Origin of the sequence: Salinispora fenicalii, from assembly GCF_000514815.1 — a bacterium.
Taxonomy (GTDB): Bacteria; Actinomycetota; Actinomycetes; order Mycobacteriales; family Micromonosporaceae; genus Micromonospora; species Micromonospora fenicalii.
In genome coordinates, this window is the sequence record NZ_AZWQ01000009.1 from 249425 (window position 1) to 266024 (window position 16600).

General features: G+C 71.0%; 14 protein-coding genes. 11 read left to right on the forward strand and 3 right to left on the reverse strand.

The annotated features are described in order from the left end of the window. The first annotated feature begins 14 nt into the window (after window positions 1-14). The 7 genes from mbhE to leuS all read left to right on the forward strand — a co-directional run bounded on the left by mbhE (window position 15) and on the right by leuS (window position 8735). The gene (gene mbhE, locus B116_RS0102685) at window positions 15-2765 is read left to right on the forward strand and encodes a hydrogen gas-evolving membrane-bound hydrogenase subunit E (RefSeq protein ID WP_027659147.1); all 2751 of its coding nucleotides are present in this window, start codon (window positions 15-17) and stop codon (window positions 2763-2765) included. After that, on the forward strand, window positions 2762-3085 hold the full coding sequence (locus B116_RS0102690; RefSeq protein ID WP_012014441.1) for a sodium:proton antiporter: 324 nt from the start codon (window positions 2762-2764) through the stop codon (window positions 3083-3085). Before mbhE ends, B116_RS0102690 begins: the two co-directional genes overlap by 4 nt. After that, a complete protein-coding gene (locus tag B116_RS0102695) occupies window positions 3064-4548 on the forward strand; it encodes a monovalent cation/H+ antiporter subunit D family protein (protein ID WP_027659148.1) in 1485 nt (494 codons plus the stop codon). Before B116_RS0102690 ends, B116_RS0102695 begins: the two co-directional genes overlap by 22 nt. Next, the gene (locus tag B116_RS0102700) at window positions 4545-4931 is read left to right on the forward strand and encodes a Na+/H+ antiporter subunit E (protein WP_026321575.1); all 387 of its coding nucleotides are present in this window, start codon (window positions 4545-4547) and stop codon (window positions 4929-4931) included. Before B116_RS0102695 ends, B116_RS0102700 begins: the two co-directional genes overlap by 4 nt. Before the next feature lie 3 nt (window positions 4932-4934). Beyond that, window positions 4935-5192 (forward strand): monovalent cation/H+ antiporter complex subunit F, encoded by a 258-nt coding sequence (locus tag B116_RS0102705; RefSeq protein WP_018721512.1) that lies wholly within the window; start codon window positions 4935-4937, stop codon window positions 5190-5192. Continuing rightward, entirely contained in the window at window positions 5189-5545 is a 357-nt protein-coding gene (gene mnhG, locus B116_RS0102710) for a monovalent cation/H(+) antiporter subunit G (RefSeq protein WP_020608254.1), read from the forward strand. The genes B116_RS0102705 and mnhG overlap by 4 nt, the downstream gene beginning before the upstream one ends. Window positions 5546-5876: 331 nt before the next feature. Further along, window positions 5877-8735: a leucine--tRNA ligase gene (gene leuS / locus B116_RS0102715; RefSeq protein ID WP_027659149.1), complete on the forward strand. Its 2859-nt coding sequence runs from the start codon at window positions 5877-5879 to the stop codon at window positions 8733-8735. Between the two features lie 216 nt (window positions 8736-8951). Here the strand turns inward: leuS and B116_RS0102720 are convergent, their stop codons facing one another. From B116_RS0102720 to B116_RS0102730, 3 genes are read right to left on the reverse strand one after another with little or no spacing between them, the layout of a single operon-like run. Continuing rightward, window positions 8952-9737, reverse strand: coding sequence for a TVP38/TMEM64 family protein (locus B116_RS0102720; protein WP_027659150.1), 786 nt, complete (start codon window positions 9735-9737; stop codon window positions 8952-8954). Continuing rightward, window positions 9734-10453, reverse strand: coding sequence for a type 1 glutamine amidotransferase (locus B116_RS0102725; RefSeq protein ID WP_018721516.1), 720 nt, complete (start codon window positions 10451-10453; stop codon window positions 9734-9736). Before B116_RS0102725 ends, B116_RS0102720 begins: the two co-directional genes overlap by 4 nt. Then, window positions 10443-11690 (reverse strand): MurT ligase domain-containing protein, encoded by a 1248-nt coding sequence (locus tag B116_RS0102730; RefSeq protein ID WP_018721517.1) that lies wholly within the window; start codon window positions 11688-11690, stop codon window positions 10443-10445. Before B116_RS0102730 ends, B116_RS0102725 begins: the two co-directional genes overlap by 11 nt. 351 nt (window positions 11691-12041) lie before the next feature. Here B116_RS0102730 and mraZ point away from each other — a divergent pair, with 351 nt between their 5' ends. From mraZ to B116_RS0102750, 4 genes are all read left to right on the forward strand, one after another. After that, the gene (gene mraZ / locus B116_RS0102735; RefSeq protein ID WP_018721518.1) at window positions 12042-12470 is read left to right on the forward strand and encodes a division/cell wall cluster transcriptional repressor MraZ; all 429 of its coding nucleotides are present in this window, start codon (window positions 12042-12044) and stop codon (window positions 12468-12470) included. A gap of 206 nt (window positions 12471-12676) precedes the next feature. Next, window positions 12677-13783, forward strand: coding sequence for a 16S rRNA (cytosine(1402)-N(4))-methyltransferase RsmH (gene rsmH / locus B116_RS0102740; protein WP_033667248.1), 1107 nt, complete (start codon window positions 12677-12679; stop codon window positions 13781-13783). Beyond that, window positions 13773-14363 carry a hypothetical protein gene (locus tag B116_RS0102745; protein ID WP_027659152.1) on the forward strand — a complete coding sequence of 197 codons (591 nt, stop codon included), beginning with the start codon at window positions 13773-13775 and terminating at the stop codon, window positions 14361-14363. Before rsmH ends, B116_RS0102745 begins: the two co-directional genes overlap by 11 nt. Before the next feature lie 2 nt (window positions 14364-14365). Further along, window positions 14366-16519 carry a peptidoglycan D,D-transpeptidase FtsI family protein gene (locus tag B116_RS0102750; protein WP_027659153.1) on the forward strand — a complete coding sequence of 718 codons (2154 nt, stop codon included), beginning with the start codon at window positions 14366-14368 and terminating at the stop codon, window positions 16517-16519. Window positions 16520-16600: the final 81 nt, after the last annotated feature.

Below are 16600 nucleotides of genomic sequence, written 5' to 3' on the forward strand. Positions count from 1 at the left end.
TGCTGCGGGCCGGCATGATTCTCGCTGCCGCCCTCGGCGGACAGTTCCTCCTCGCCGCTGTTGCGCCGGTGCTGACCTGGTGGTTGGGGCGGAACGCCGGCTACGTGCTCGCCGTCGGATACCTGGCCGGGGCGGGTCTGCTCTTCTCCCAGCGTCCGCTGCTCCTCGCCGACCAGGCGGTCATCCTCTCCTGGCCGTGGCTGCCGTCGCTGGGGGTCTCCGCGGAGCTGCGGATGGACGCACTCAGTCTCATCTTCGCCCTGCTGGTGCTGGGAGTGGGCGCGTTCGTCATGGCCTACTGTCCGCGCTACCTGAGCCCGGACAGCCGGCACACCCGGGTGTACGTGACGATGACCCTGTTCGCCGGGGCGATGTTGGGTCTGGTGCTCGCCGACGATCTGCTGCTGCTGTTCGTCTTCTGGGAGCTCTCCAGCATCCTGTCGTTCGTCCTCATCGGCCAGGACGGTCGCTCGCAGGCCCGCGGGCCGGCGATCCAGGCTCTCGTCCTCACCACCACCGGTGGCGTGGCGCTGCTGGTGGCGGTGGTCGTGCTCACCGCGAGCCTCGGCACCAGCGACCTCCATCTGATCTTGGCCGATCCGGGCCGGCTGGCGACCGGACCCGCCTGGGCGGCGGGTGCCCTGGTGATCTTCGCGGCCATCACGAAGTCGGCGCAGGTGCCGTTCCACTTCTGGCTGCCCGGCGCCATGGTCGCCCTCACCCCGGTAAGCGCCTACCTGCACGCCGCCACGCTGGTGAAGGCGGGCATCTATCTGCTGATGCGCTTCTCGGCGCTGTTCGGCGGGCAGTGGCCGTGGGACCTCACCCTGATCGGCCTCGGGCTGCTCACCGCGATCGTCGGCGCGCTGTTGGCGCTCCGCCAGCACGATCTCAAGGCGTTGCTCGCGTACTCCACGGTGAGCCAGCTCGGCCTGCTGGTCAGTGTCATCGGCGTCGGCACGCCCGCCTCGGACGCGGCGGCGATCCTGTACACGATCGCGCACGCCCTGTTCAAGGCGACGCTGTTCATGCTGGTGGGAATCATCGACCGGCAGGCAGGCAGTCGGGACATCCGGGCCCTGTCCGGGCTATGGCGGGCGATGCCGATCACTGTGACGCTAACCGTGTTGGCAGCCATGTCGCTGGCCGGTCTGCCGCCGACGATCGGCTTTGTCGGCAAGGAGGCGATCTTCGAGGCGCTCGTCACGGTGGACGAGGTGCCCTGGCTCGGGTGGATCGCCGCCGGCCTCGCGGTGCTCGCCGCGACACTCACCTTCGCGTACGCGGCGCGGCTGGTCTACGGCCTCCTCTCCGGCCCGACCCGGCAGCGTGAGCTGTACGAACCAGCCTGGTCGTTCCTGGCTCCGGCGGCCGTCGCGGCGGTCCTTGCCACCGCTCTCGGCCCGGCCGTCGCCCTCCTCAGCCCGATGGTGGAGCGGGCCGCCAGCGATGCCCGGCCCCAGGGGCCGGCGCCCTACCTGGCCTTTTGGCATGGCTTTACCCCGGCGCTCGGGCTCTCCGCGCTCACCGTCCTGCTCGGGACGCTGCTGTTCTGGTACCGGCGCCGGACCGATCCGATGCTCGCGGCGATACCGACCACGTCGCCGTTCACCGGATATCTCGAGCGGTGGCGGCGCGCGCTGGTGCGCTTCGGGGCAGTCGTGGCCCGACCCGCCCAGATCACGGCGCCAGCTCCCTACTTGGTCCGGCCGCTGCTCGCCGTGGTGGCGCTGGCGGCGGTCGCCGCGCTGCTTCTCGGCCCGCTACCCACCAGACACCCGGATGCCACCCGGCCGGGGGACTGGCTCGTGCTCGGGCTGCTACTGGTCGCCCTCGCCGGCCTGGTCACCACCCGTTCGGCGCTCGCGGCGGTCGTGCTGACCGGCGCGGTCGGCCTGATTCTGGCAATCTGGTTTCTCACCACGGGGGCACCGGACGTGGCGCTCACCCTGATGCTGGTCGAGGTGCTCACCACGGTGGTGGTCATGCTCGCCCTGCGGGGCCGTCCCGGCCGGTTGGTCGCGCCGGGCCGTCGGGTGGGGATCGTCGCCGGCATCGGGCTGGCGGTGCTCGCCGGGGTGGTGGCGACCGCGGCGACGGCGGCGTTGACCGGCCGCCGCGACCTGTCACCCGCCGGCGACTGGTACCTGCAGGAGGGCTCCTCGGCCACCGGTGGGCAGAACCTGGTCAACACCATCCTCGTCGACTTTCGGGCCCTGGACACCCTCGGTGAGGCGGTCGTACTCGCGGTGGTCGCGGTGGGGTTGATCGGGCTCGCCCGGCCGGCCGAAGCCGTACGGCACCGTCTTGGCGCCGTACGGCACGCCGTCGATCCGGTGCTTGAGCTGGCGTACCGCGTACTGGCTCCGGTCATGATCGCCGTCTCCGCGGTGTTGTTCCTTCGCGGCCACCAGCAGCTCGGGGGCGGGTTCATCGCCGCTCTGCTCGCCGGCACCGCGGTCGGGCTCGGCCACCTGGCGCACCCCGCGGGAGCGCCGCTGCTGGGCCGCCTCCGGGGAACACCGCTGCTCACCGTCGGCCTGCTACTGGCGTTGGTCGCGGGCGTGGCGCCGCTGGCGGTGGGCCGGGCCTTCCTGACCCCGATCAAACTCCCCCTGCCCGGTGTCGGTTCGGTGTCGTCGGCTCTCCTGTTCGACCTCGGTGTGTACCTGATGGTGCTGGCTCTGGTGGTGGCGGCGGTCCGCCGATTGGACAGCGCGCCCGCGGGCCCTGCGCCCGGTCCGGTTCGGGAGCGGGTCCGATGAGCGGGCCGCTGATCGTCGGAGTGCTGGTGGCGGCCGGCGTGTTTCTCCTACTCCGCCCTGGGCAGCTGCGGCTGGTGCTCGGCTTCGTGCTGCTCGGGCACGCGGTGAATGTGCTCCTGCTGGCCGCCGGCGGGCTGCATCGGCGGGAGCCGCCGGTCGACGGCGGGGGTCCGGAGAGCGCCGACCCGTTGCCCCAGGCCTTCATCCTGACCGCCATTGTGATCACCTTCGGCATCACCGTCTACCTGCTGCGGCTGCTGCGCCGCGCCGCCCGGCGGGGGAGTCGACCACCGGAGACGTGGGACGGGGGGCCGCGGTGAGCGTCCTGTTGATTGTTCCGGTGGTGGGTCCGCTACTCGCCGCCGCCGTGCTGCTCGCTCTCCCCGACCGGCTGATGCTGCGCCGGATAGTGGCGCTGCTTGCTACGGCGGCCGTCACCGCGGTGGGTGTGGTCCTGCTGGTGGCGACCTACGACGGAGGGGTACCGGTGCTCCGGGTCGGCGGCTGGCCGCCGGTTGTCGCGATCACCTTGGCGGCCGACCCGCTGAGCGCGTTGCTGGTCACGGTCTCGGCGGCCGTGGTGCTGGCCTGCCTGGTAGCCGCCGCCGGGACCAGGGATGACCGCCGCCGGGCCTTCCTGCCGTTGACGATGGTGCTGTCGGCGGGTGCGTACGGTGCCTACCTCACCACCGATTTGTTCAACCTGTTCGTGCTGGTCGAGGTCATGCTCGTCCCGTCCTACGTGCTGCTGGCGCTCTCCGGTGGCGCGGGGCGTGCCGGCGCGGGCCGGGTGTACATCGCCACCAGCCTGCTCGGCTCCACGATCCTGCTCGCCGGCGTCGGACTGGTCTACGGGGTCACCGGCACGGTCGGGCTCGCGGATCTCGCCGGTGTGGCCCGGGAAGTCCCCGCCGCCGCGGTCGCCGGTGGTGTTGTGCTGCTGGCGTTTGCGCTCAAGGGCGCACTCGTGCCGCTGCACGACTGGCTGCCCCGCGCCTACCCGGTCGCATCACCGGTGGTTGTCGCGCTCTTCTCCGGTCTGCTCACCAAGGTGGGGCTGTACGCGATCATTCGGATCTACGCCGTGTTGTACGGCGGTGACCCGGCGTACCACCCGTTGCTGGTGGCGGTGGCGCTGGCCTCCATGGTGATCGGGGTGCTCGGCGCGATCGGCGTCGGTTCGATGCGGAAGGTGTTGGCCTTCCACATGGTGAGCCAGATCGGGTACGTGCTGCTTGGGCTGGCCCTGTTCACCGCCGCGAGTCTCGCCGCCGCCGTCTTCTACCTGGCCCAGTACGTGCTGGTGAAGGCGGCGCTGTTCCTGTGCGCGGCGGTGGTGCGGGCCACTCGCGGCACTGACCGGTTGAGCCGGCTGGGCGGGCTGGCCTCGTCCAGCCCGCTGCTCGCGTTGGCCTTCGGCGTCGCCGCCCTGTCCCTGGCCGGTCTGCCCCCGTTCGGCGGGTTCCTCGCCAAGTTTCTGGTGCTGCGGGCCGCCAACGAGGTCGGTGACTGGCTCGTGCTGACGGTGGCGGTGTTGGTCAGCCTGGTGACGTTGTTGTCGATGCTGAAGATCTGGGGTGTCGCGTTCTGGGGTGAGGTGCCGCGAGCGGCCCGGGAGCGAACGGCTCGCCCCGGCGTGGCGCTGCTCGGACCGCCGTTGGCGCTCGGCGGGTGCGCGCTGCTGCTCGGGCCGTTGGGTGGGCCGTTGTTGCAGGTGGCCGACGCCGCCGCGGCGGGGCTGCTGGAGCCGGCCGGGTATGTGCGGGCGGTGAGCGGGCGATGAGCGGCGTGGTGCGGCGGGCCGCGGTGCGGGCGGCGCGGATCGCGGGGTTCCTGATCTGGTTCGCGGGGCGGCTGCTGCAGGCGAACCTGGTAGTGGCCCGGGAGATTGTCACTCCGGGCTTGGGGCTGCAGCCCGCGGTGGTTCGGGTTCCACTGCGGGCCCAGACCGACACCGAGGTGGCTCTGCTCACGCTCTTCGTCACCCTGACCCCGGGGACCCTCGCGCTGGCGGTGCGGCGGGACCCGCGGGTGATGTGGGTGCACGGCATGTATGCCGCCGACGCGACGGCGTTTCGCTGTGCCGTGGCGGAACTGGAGGGGCGGCTGTTGGCTGCCGCCCGACCGGTCGACGGCGACCGGGCCGGTAGTGAGGGAGGTGGGTGACGGATGCTCCTGCTCGACGTGGTGCTGGTGGTGCTTGCCCTGTCGATGATCGTGGTGCTCGGCCGGCTGATCGTCGGCCCCACGGACGCCGACCGTGCCGCCGCGCTCGACCACGGCTTCTTCGTGTTCCTGGCGGCGGTGGCGGTGTTGGCGGTTCGGTTGGAGGAGCCCGGACTGCTGGACCTGGTCCTTACCGGCACCCTGGTCAGCTTCTTGGCCACGGTCGCGTTGGCCCGCCTGGTACATCGGCGGCGGCCATGATTCGAATGCTGGTCGCCTCCGCGCTGCTGGTCATCGGCGTTGGCCTGATCGTAATCAGCTCCCTCGGGCTGATCCGACTGCCCGATGTCTACAACCGGATGAACGCCGTCGCGAAGTCCGGCAGCCTGGGCCTGATCTGCGTCCTGCTGGCGGTGTTGCTGTTGCTACCCGGCCTCCGAACGGTGCTGGTGGGCCTGGTCGCCATCGGGTTGCAACTCGTCTCGGCGCCGGTCGGCGGCTACGCCCTGGCCCGTGCTGCCTACCGGGCGGGTAGTCCGCTGGCCGACAGCACGCGCTATGACGAACTCGGTGGGCGGGCCCCAGCGGCACGCCGGCAGGCGGGCCGGGGATGACCGGCCGGGAGATGACCAGGAAGAGCACCGGCACGGTCGGAGCCACTCGGCCCGGGGAGGGCGGGCCCGGGAGATGGCCGGCCCGGGAGATGACCGGCCCGGGTGGCCGCGGGCGCGCTCCCGAATGTCGGCGGGGTACACTCCGGGGCATGGCCGGAGTCTTCCTGCTTCTTACCGGGCCGTGCTGATGCGCTGAACGCGCGACAGCACGGCGGCCCCTCCTGTGCGAGGGGCTTTTTTGTGCCCGTCGCCGGCCCGGTCCCGCCGGCGGGTGGCGAGCATCGACCGACACCGCACGAGACCATCCGCGCCGACTGAAGCGAGGAGAGCCATGACTGAGGCAGCCGCACCGGCCAGCGAGATTCCCCCCTTCCGCTACACGGCGGCTCTGGCCGACGAGATCGAGCGCCGTTGGCAGGACACTTGGGAACGCGAGGGCACCTTCCACGCCCCCAACCCGACCGGCCCGCTGGCCGACTCCGAGCATCCGCGGGCGGGAGCCGAGAAGCTGTACGTACTGGACATGTTCCCGTACCCGTCGGGTGCCGGGCTGCATGTCGGCCACCCGCTGGGCTACATCGGTACCGACTGCTTCGCCCGCTACCAGCGGATGGCCGGGCGGAACGTGCTGCACGCGATGGGCTTCGACGCCTTCGGACTCCCCGCTGAGCAGTACGCGGTGCAGACCGGCACCCACCCGCGTACCACCACCGAGGCGAACATCGCCCGATACAAGGCGCAGCTGCGCCGGCTGGGGCTGGCCCACGACGAGCGCCGCTCGGTGGCCACCATCGACGCCGACTTCTACCGCTGGACCCAATGGGTCTTCCTGCAGATCTACAACGCCTGGTATGACAGCGAGGCGAAGCGGGCCCGCCCGATCGCCGAGCTGATCGCGGAGTTCTCCGGCGGCTCCCGGCGCACCCCGGACGGGCGACCGTGGGGTGAGCTGACCGACGCCGAGCGGCGGGCCGTCGTCGACCAACACCGGCTGGCGTACGTCTCGCAGGCACCGGTCAACTGGTGCCCGGGGCTGGGCACCGTGCTGGCCAACGAGGAGGTCACCGCCGACGGCCGCTCCGAGCGGGGGAACTTCCCGGTCTTCAAGCGGAACCTGAAGCAGTGGATGATGCGGATCACCGCGTACGGTGACCGGCTCCTGGATGACCTGGAGAAGCTGGACTGGCCCGAGCCGATCAAGCTGATGCAGCGGAACTGGATCGGCCGCTCCATCGGCGCGCATATCGAGTTCCCCACCTCGGTCTCGGATTCGGGGGATGAGCGGCGGATCAGTGTCTTCACCACCCGACCGGACACGATCTTCGGCGCCACCTACCTGGTACTGGCGCCCGAGCATGACCTGGTGGACGCCCTGGTACCGACGGCCTGGCCGGCCGGGGTTCCCCAGGCCTGGACCGGCGGGCAGGCCAACCCGCGGGCGGCGGTGGCGGGCTACCGCAAGGTGGCTGCGGCGAAGACCGACCTTGAGCGGCAGGCCGAGTCGAAGGAGAAGACCGGCGTCTTCATCGGGGCGTACGCCACCAACCCGGTCACCGGGGCCCAGATTCCGATCTTCATCGCTGACTACGTGCTGGCCGGCTACGGCACTGGCGCGATCATGGCGGTGCCCGGTCAGGACGAGCGGGACTGGGCCTTCGCCGAGGTGTTCGACCTGCCCATCGTCCGTACTGTCCAGCCGGCCGAGGGCTTTGCCGGTACGGCGTACACCGGGGACGGTCCGGCCATCAACAGCGCCGCCCCCGAGCGCGGCCTGGACCTGAACGGCTTGGGCGTCGCCGAGGCCAAGGCTCGGACCATCGCCTGGCTGGAGGCGAAGGGCCACGGCTCGGGCGCGGTGACCTACCGGCTACGGGACTGGCTGTTCAGCCGGCAGCGGTACTGGGGCGAGCCGTTCCCGATCGTGTACGACGAGACTGGCGCCGCCATCGCCCTGCCGGAGGAGCTGCTGCCGGTCGAGCTGCCCGAGGTGGATGACTTCTCGCCCCGCACCTTCGATCCCGCGGACGCGGAGTCGAACCCGGAGACGCCGCTGTCGCGACGGCGGGACTGGGTCGAGGTGGAGCTGGACCTGGGCGATGGTCCGAAGCGTTACACCCGGGAGACCAACGTGATGCCGCAGTGGGCCGGCTCCTGCTGGTACGAGCTGCGCTACCTGGATCCGACCAACGCCGACCGCTTCGTCGACCCGGAGGCCGAGCGGTACTGGATGGGCCCGCGCGGCGAAGGGGACTGCGGGGGCACCGATCTGTACGTCGGCGGCGCCGAGCATGCCGTACTGCACCTGCTCTACGCCCGGTTCTGGCACAAGGTGCTGTACGACCTGGGGCATGTGTCGAGCTTCGAGCCGTTCCGCAAGCTGTTCAACCAGGGCTACATCCAGGCGTATGCGTACACCGATGCGCGTGGCGCGTACGTGCCGGCGGAGGAGGTGGTCGAGCGTTCCGGCGCCTACTACCTGGGTGATGTCCAGGTCAACCGCGAGTACGGCAAGATGGGCAAGTCCCTGCGGAACGTGGTGACACCGGACGAGATGTGCGCTGCGTACGGGGCGGACACGTTCCGGGTGTACGAGATGTCGATGGGTCCGCTGGAGGTCTCCCGCCCCTGGGAGACGCGGGCTGTGGTGGGATCGTTCCGGTTCCTGCAGCGGGTTTGGCGGGCGATTGTGGACGAGCGCAGCGGCGCGTCCCGGGTGGTGGACGCCCCGGCCGACGAGGCGACCCGTCGACTGCTGCACCGGATCGTGGACGGGGTCCGGGGCGATATGGACGCGATGCGGTTCAACACCACGATCGCGAAGCTGATTGAGCTGACCAACGCGGTGACCCGACTGCCGCAGACGCCACGCGAGGTGGCCGAACCACTGGTGCTGATGCTGGCGCCGTTCGCTCCGCACGTCGCCGAGGAGCTGTGGCGCCGGCTGGGCCACGAGACCTCGTTGACCTACGCCGACTTCCCGGTCGCGGACCCGGCTCTGCTGGTGGCCGAGTCGGTGACGTACCCGGTGCAGGTCAACGGCAAGGTGCGGGGTCGGATCGAGGTACCGGCCGACGCGGCGGAGGAGACCGTCCGGGCGGCGGCGCTGGAGGCGGTCGCCGCCGCGCTGGGCGGCAAGGACCCCCGCAAGGTCATCGTGGTTTCCGGCCGAATGGTCTCCGTCGTGGCCTGAGGTCCGTTCGGCGGCTGTCACCACCGATCATGGAGTTGTGGTACCCGGTAGATGCCGGTCCGGGGTGTTCGGCCCCCACCGCAACTCCATGGTCGATGTGGGGCGGCCCCGGGCACCCGCCGCGCGGCTGCTAGTCCGGTTACCGGGGGGTTTGCCCGGTTGCCGGGGCGACTGCGGCTGCTTCCCCGGTTGCCGGGGCGACCCGGGTGCGCCTGGTCAGCGTCGGTTACGAGCCCGTCCTGGTCTGCGTGCCCCACTGGCCCGCTCGGCGCGCCACCAGCGGTGGATGAGCACCGCGCTGGCGATCAGACCGAGCCCGGCCGGTGCGGCGGCGAACCAGTTGACCCCACCGGGCGAGGTAACCGCGGCGCCGACGGCGGCGTATCCGAAGGCGGTCGGCGCGGAGGCGACGACGCTGCCGACGAGGAATGGCACCACCCGCGCCCCGGTGGTGCCGTAGCCGTAGCTGACCAGGCCGAAGCCGGCGATCGGCAGCAGTCGTACGGTAACGACACCGAGCACGTTCTGCCGGGTGAACCAGCCGTCCAGCCGGGCGAGACGACCGCGGATCCGGTCGGCGACGAACTCCCGACCGAGGAGCCGACCGACCGTGAAGCCGATGGCGGCTGCCAGCAGCGCCGCGCCGAGTGCGTACGCGGCCCCTTCCACGGCGCCGAAGACGGCACCGGCGGCCAGGGTGATGAAGGTGCGGGGAACCAGCGCAACGAGCAGGAGCGCTCCGCCACCGACCGCCGTGACCGGGGCGTATCCGCCCAACTGGTCGGCGAGCTGGGGTAGGCCGGTCGGGTCCGGGCGGGGAACCACGAGCAGCGCCACCCCAAACCCGGCGAGCAGGAGAATTAGCAGACCGAACCGGCCGGCCGCCGAGTCCGCCCGCCGCCACCAGCGGGGCTGAACCGCGGCGGGCTGCCAGCGGTGGGGGGTGCCCGGATCGTGGTGGCCGCCGCGGGGGGTGGTGTCGCGGCGGCCGTCGTGGTTCACGACCGGGCGGCGGCCGCTGCGGCGTGGCGTTCGGCGCGGAGCAGGTCCGACCAGGTGTCGTCCAGCGGGGGGAGCTGGTTGACGCCGACCGCCCAGCGCAGCAGCAGGTCGGCCAGGGCCGGATTACGAGCCAGGGCTGGTCCGTGCGAGTAGGTGCCGAGCAGCTTGCCCCGCCAGGCCCCTTCGGTCCGGGTGTCGTTACCGATCCCAGCGGTCACCTGGGCCAGCGGTGACACACCTGGGCCAAGGTGGGTACGCCCACCGTGGTTCTCGAAACCGGACAGGGGCGGCAGCCCCAGTCGTGGGTCGATGTTGCCGGCCAGTTCGCCGATGGCGCGGGTAGGACCCCGGTCCGAGGAGAGGTCCAGCAGCTCCAGCCCGGCGTACTTGGTGCCCTTGGCGAAGAATGAGGTGCCGAGGAGCTGGTAGCCGGCGCAGACGCCGAAGACCACCGAGCCCCGCGCGACGGCGCGGTGCAGGCCCCCGTCGGCGATGAGCCGCTGCGCCCCGAGCGCCTGGGGACCGTCTTCACCGCCGCCGACCAGATAGAGATCGGCGGTGGCGGGCAGCGGTTGGTCGGACCGGACCTCCAGCACCTCGACCGGGTAGCCGCGCCGCTGGGCGCGGCTGGCCAGGATGAGTGCGTTGCCCCGGTCACCGTAGGTGGAGAGCAGATCCGGGTAGACCCAGACGATGCGCAGGCTGTCAGAGAACACGGTCCAACTCCGCTCGGATGTCCTGGAACGCGGTGTAGTTCGCGATGACCTCCAGTCGGCCTGGCGGGACCGACTGGATCGCCTCGGTGAAGGTGCGTACGTGCTGGAACGGCACGTTGTTCACGTCGAGTCGGACGGCCAGGTCGAACGCTCGGTCGCCGGTGATGAGCACCTGCCGACCCCGCAGGGGGCTGAAGTCGACGTCAAAGAGCCAAGAGGTGTCCAGCCCGTCCGGATCGCGGGCGTTGATGGACAGCAGTGTCGGCGCCTCGTCGGCCATGTCGAACGCCTCCAGCCAGCTGGCCGGGTTCTTCGCCAGCAGCAGGCGGATCAGCCGTCCGTCTCGCTCGACCTGTGCGTACCGGCCGGCGATCGAGGTGACTGAGCCGAGCTGGAGTACGGCGTCAACCGGCCGTACGCCGAATTCGGCCGCGACGGCGAGGGCGGTGGCGGCGTTACCGAGATTGACTGTCCCCGGGAGTTGGAGCTGGACCTTGTGCCAGGCGCCGGTCGGGTCGATCACGCCGTCGTCCTCGACGGACCACTGCGGCTGCGGCCGGCGTAGCGGGCAGCCGGTGCACCACCACTGGTTGTCCTGCCGGGCGATGGTCGAGCCGCACTCGGGGCAGACCCAGGAGTCGTCGTGCCAGCGTTGGCCGGCGCTGAACCAGACGACCTGGGGTGGGGTGATGCGCTGGTCGTGATTGGTCGGCGGGCTGGCGGCCCAGACCACCATCGGGTCGTCGGCGTTGGCGATGACCCGCAGCTCCGGGTGGCGGATCAGCGCCGCGCGCCAGAGCTGCGCCATCATGGCGACCTCCCGGGCCCGGTCCAGCTGGTCGCGGGAGAGGTTGAGGAGCGCCACCACGTGGGCATCGGTGGCGTCCAGTACCTGCGCGAGGTAGTGCTCGTCCACCTCGAGCACCGCGTACGGGGTGCTGCCGGCCTTGGCGAGCGCCGAGGTGTGCCCGGTGGGCATGTTCGCGCCGAACGAATTGGTGGCGACCTTGCCGAGCACGCCGACCGCGGCGGTGGCGAGTCGGGTGGTCGTGGTTTTGCCGTTCGTGCCGGAGATCAGGGCGATGGCGCGGCCTGCGGCGAGGTGCGCGAGGAGCTCCGGGTCGATTTTGAGGCCGATCCAACCACCGATGACCGAGCCGTCCCCGCGGCCCGCGGCCCGCGACAGGGCCGCGGCGGTCCGCGACACAGAGCTGGCCACCTTCGCCCGTAGGGGCATTCTCGCGTCCGTCACGCGAGCGAGGTTACTCCACCCGGGGGCTCCCCAGATCGCTGCTGGCGGTGAACGCTTCGGCTCGTTGCCCGGGGCAGCCGAGTGGATCGGGCGTGGGGAGTGGGTCCGATCTATGTCGGACAGTGGACGGTTCCCCGGCCGCCGGCGCCCTCCACTCCGCTCCACCCGCTTTGACGTGCGGTTTTGGCGGGGCGGGAGCCGCGCCACGCGGGCGATTCTGGTTGCGGGTGGAGGGAAGTGGAGTAGAGTGGGGCCCGATGGTGCGGCCGGGAGGGCCCACCGGCCCGGGGGTCAGCGGCGCCGCGAAGCCGCTTGAAGGGCGAGGGGGTTTGGGCCGTGTTTCTCGGCACCCACACTCCACGCCTGGACGACAAGGGCCGGCTGATTCTTCCGGCGAAGTTCCGGGACGAGCTGGCGGGGGGTGTCGTGATTACCAAAGGGCAGGAGCGTTGCCTCTACGTCTTCCCGACGCCGGAGTTCCAGCGCATCGCGGATCAGTTACGCGCGCAGCCGATGACGCACAAGGCGGCCCGGGCCTACAGCCGGGTCTTCTTCGCCAGCGCGCACGACGAGGTCCCTGACAAACAGGGGCGGGTGACAATCCCGGGTCACCTGCGGGAGTACGCCGCACTCGACCGAGATCTGGTGGTGATCGGCGCGCACACCCGGGTGGAGATTTGGGACCGGGTCGCCTGGGAGAGCTACCTCGCCGAGAGCGAAGACGAATTCGCTGACATCGAGGAGGGGGTGCTGCCTGGTCTGTAGGCGCGACGGCGCCTGGGCGTACTGCGAGATCTCCAGCCGCTTTCGAGTTCCTGGCATCCCTTCCCCGGTGCCAGGCGCGCGATCCGATCGGGGGCCGTTGCCGGAAGGCCGGCGGGAGCGGATGGGGATCTGGTGGTACGACGGCGGGGGCGCCGTCCGACGACAGGCACGGCACGACAGACGGGACGGAACCAGTGGGGGGCGACATGGGGGAGCTTCGTGGCGCGCACGTGCCGGTGCTGCTTGAGCGCTGTCTTGAGCTGTTGGCTCCCGCGCTGGACCGGACGGGTCAGACGGTCTACGTCGATGCCACGCTGGGGCTGGGCGGGCATGCCGAGGCGATCCTGACGGCACATCCGCAGACCACGCTGGTGGGGCTGGACCGGGACACCGAGGCGCTGGCGCATGCCCGCGTACGACTGGCTCGCTTCGCTGACCGAATCCACCTGGAGCACGCTGTCTACGACGAGTTGCCCGAGGTGCTTGATCGGCTCGGTCTTCCAATGGTGGACGGGATCCTCTTCGACCTCGGAGTCTCCTCGTTGCAGCTGGACGCGCCCGACCGCGGGTTCGCCTACGCGCAGGACGCCCCGTTGGACATGCGGATGGACCAGAGTCGGGGGGTGACCGCCGAAGAGGTGGTCAATTCCTATTCGCATCCGGAGCTGGCCCGGGTGCTGCGGGTCTACGGCGAGGAGAAGTTCGCGCCGCGGATCGCCACGGCGATTATTCGGGAGCGGGACCGGGCCCCGATCACCTCGTCGGCGCGGCTGGCCGAGTTGGTCCGGCAGGCCATCCCCGCGCCCGCCCGGCGCACCGGCGGTCATCCGGCAAAGCGAACCTTTCAGGCGCTACGGATCGAAGTGAACCGAGAGTTGGCGGCGCTGGAGACGGCGCTGCCGGCGGCGCTCGACCGGCTCACGATCGAGGGCCGGATGGTGGTCCTGTCCTATCACTCATTGGAGGACCGGCTCACCAAAGTGGCCCTCGCGGACCGGGTTCGCAGCAAGGGTCCGATCGACCTTCCGGTCGAGCTACCCGGGACCGGCCCGACCTTCCGGCTTCTCAGTCGGGGGGCGGAGCTGCCGGGCGAGGCGGAGGTCGCGATTAACCCACGGTCCGCCTCGGTGCGGCTGCGGGCTGCCGAACGGCTCGACCCGACCATGCAGCAGCGCCAACGTACCGACCGCGAACGGTACCGGCGACGGGTCCGAGGGATGCACCAACCGGGGACGGGGTCGGCCGTGCGGCGGCCGGCCTCGGGGGATGACGGGACAGGGACGGATGACGAGGGGGAGGGACATGACGAATAACAAGCGCGACCGCCGGAATGGGGCTGGCGACGGGCAGCGCACACCGCGGTCGGGGGGCCGGATCGCGGCGGAGCGGGCCACGCGCACCAACACCCGGACGCTGCCGGCGGGGCGGACAGGGGCGACCCGCGCGCGGGACACGCGTGCGTTCCCGACTCAGGGCACCGCGGCGCTGCGCCCGAACGCGCGGACTGTCAGCACCCGAACGACCCGGCTGCGGGTAGCGCCACCGGCTCCGGTATCGGTGCCGCGCGCACCGTTTGCCGCGTTGGTCGTGGTACTGGTGGTCGGCGGAGTGCTCGGCATCCTGATGGTCAACACTAAGATCAACGAGAACGCGATTCGGCTGTCTCAACTCCAGGACGAGCAGACCACTCTCAACCTGCAGCAGCAGCAGCTGAACCAGCAGATCACCGAGGCGAAGGCGCCGGGCAATCTGCTCGATGCCGCCCGCAAGCTTGGCCTTGTCGAGCTCGAGCCGGGCTACATCCAGCTTCCCGACGGTGGCGCGGCCATTCATGTGCCGCAGCCGGGCAGCGGGCCATCGTCGGGGGCCGGCCAGCCGGCTACCGGGGGGTAGTCGTGCCGCCGAGATCGGAGGAGCCGCGCCGGGACGCCAAGGGGTCCCGGCGCGGCCCGTCCCGCGCCGATAGTTCAGCCGATCCCCGCCCGGCAGAGTCGGGTGGTGGCATCTCCGGCGCCCGGGCCTACACCCCCCGCGGCCGCAGCATCGGCGAGCAGCGGTTAGGGGAGGCCCGCGCCGGTCGCGCCGAGCCGCGCCGGACACCGCGAGGAGATGGCGGTCGCTCCGGTGACCCGTTCCGTCCGGCACTCCAGGTGCTCAGTGGTGGGCGGGCCGGTGCGACGCGGCGGGCGAACCCGCCGCGTCGCACCTCCGTGGTGCGCACCGTGCCCCGGCATCCACCGGCGGAGGAGCCACCGCCGCGGCGACGCCCGCCGCGACCAACCTCAGCCCGGCCGACGCGACGCCGCCGGTCGAGGCCACCCCGCCTGGCCGACCCCGGCCGCCGGCTGCGGCTCGGCACCGCGCTGGTGCTGACCCTGTTCACCGTCATCGGTATTCGGCTCGTCGTGCTGCAGGTCGTGGAGAATCCGGACTACGCCGGTGCCGGAATTGACGACCGGCTGAAAGTCGTGGTTCTGCCGGCACCTCGTGGCACGATCCGAGACCGGGACGGCGAGGTGCTGGCGCATAGTGTCGAGGCTCGGTATGTCTTCGCCGACCCGACCCTGATCGACGACCCGGTGAGTACCGCGCAGGCACTCGCCGAGCCGCTCGGTATCCCGGCGGCGGAGCTCGCCGACCAGATGCGGAAACGCAAGCAGCCCAACGGCAACGAACTGCAGTTCGCATACCTCAAACGGGGGGTGGACGTTGACCGGGCCGAGCAGATCGAGGCTCTTGGGCTGGCGGGAATCGGCGTCCGCCGCGATGAGCGACGGGAGGTCCCCGGTGGAGACCTGGCCGCCAACCTGATCGGCTTCACCAGCCCGGAGATGGTCGGCCTGGAGGGGCTCGAGGCCGGCTATGACGAGGTGCTCACCGGCAAGGACGGTCTGGAACGTTACGAGGCGGGGTGGGGCGCGCAGATCCCTGGGGGCTTCAGCGAGACGACCGAGGCGAAACCGGGCAGCTCGCTGTGCCTCACCCTCGACCGGGACCTGCAATACATGGTCCAGGCCAAGCTGGCCCAGGCGATGGAAGCGGTCAACGGCTCGACCGCCACCGCGGTCGTCCTGGAGGTGGGCACCAGCGAGGTGCTGGCCCAGGCCTCCTATCCCACCTACAACGTCGCGAACCGGCTCGACAGTGACCCGGCCGACCGGGACGACGTGGCGACCGCGTTCGTGGTCGAACCGGGGTCGGTGCACAAGGCGATCACGTTCGGCGCTGCCCTCCAGGAGGGCGTGATCACCCCGCAGACGGCGTTCCCGGTGGCGAACAGCGTACTCAAGGGCGACACGCGTATCTCTGACACGCACCCGGTGAACGGCCGCACCATGAGCATCCCCGGGATGCTCGCCTTCTCCTCCAACGTCGGCACCATCGAGGTCGCCGACCGGCTCGGCCCGGACCGGCTCATCGACTACCAGAAGCGCTTCGGGCTGGGTAAGCCGACCGGTGTCGGGTTGCTCGGCGAGGCGAGCGGCGCGGTGCTGCCCGCCGACGAGTGGAGCGACTCGTCGCATGGGTCGGTGCCGATCGGGCACAGTGTGGACACCACCGCGATCCAGATGGCTGCCGCGTACGCGACCATCGCCAACGACGGCACGTACGTCGCGCCACGGTTGATGAAGGAGATCATCGGGCCGGGGGGAGAGCGGACAACGCCGGAGGCGCCGACGACCCGGGAGGTGCTGACCCCGGAGACCGCCGCCGAGCTGCGTACCGCCTTGGAGGCGGTGACCACCGTTGACGGCGCGACCGGTCGGGCCGCGGCGATCTCCGGCTACCGGGTGGCCGGGAAGACCGGCACGGGCGCGCGGCTGGTAAACGGGCAGAAGCAGCCCGGCGACGTGGCGGCGTTCGTCGGGATGGCCCCGGCCGAGAAGCCCCGCTTCGTGATTGCTGTCTTCGCCCACACTCCCGACGGTGGGGGCGGCAGCGACATCGCGGCACCGGTCTTCGCCGACATGATGCGGTTCACCCTGCAGCACTATCAGGTACCGCCGTCGAAGGTCCCGCCACCCAACTTTGACGTCTTTCCCCGCTGACCAGCGTAGACGGGACATCATCGGTGCGTGCCGACGAACCACCGGGGCGGCTGTGTGGCCGGAACCGGACGACCGGGTAGG

Coding starts and splice junctions, on each gene's coding strand:
- B116_RS0102745 (WP_027659152.1), top strand. CDS start 13,773: ATGACGAATAACAAGCGCGACCGCCGGAATGGGGCTGGCGACGGGCAG.
- rsmH (WP_033667248.1), top strand. CDS start 12,677: ATGGGGGAGCTTCGTGGCGCGCACGTGCCGGTGCTGCTTGAGCGCTGT.
- B116_RS0102700 (WP_026321575.1), top strand. CDS start 4,545: ATGAGCGGCGTGGTGCGGCGGGCCGCGGTGCGGGCGGCGCGGATCGCG.
- mbhE (WP_027659147.1), top strand. CDS start 15: ATGATTCTCGCTGCCGCCCTCGGCGGACAGTTCCTCCTCGCCGCTGTT.
- mnhG (WP_020608254.1), top strand. CDS start 5,189: ATGATTCGAATGCTGGTCGCCTCCGCGCTGCTGGTCATCGGCGTTGGC.
- B116_RS0102730 (WP_018721517.1), bottom strand. CDS start 11,690: ATGCCCCTACGGGCGAAGGTGGCCAGCTCTGTGTCGCGGACCGCCGCG.
- leuS (WP_027659149.1), top strand. CDS start 5,877: ATGACTGAGGCAGCCGCACCGGCCAGCGAGATTCCCCCCTTCCGCTAC.
- B116_RS0102705 (WP_018721512.1), top strand. CDS start 4,935: ATGCTCCTGCTCGACGTGGTGCTGGTGGTGCTTGCCCTGTCGATGATC.
- B116_RS0102690 (WP_012014441.1), top strand. CDS start 2,762: ATGAGCGGGCCGCTGATCGTCGGAGTGCTGGTGGCGGCCGGCGTGTTT.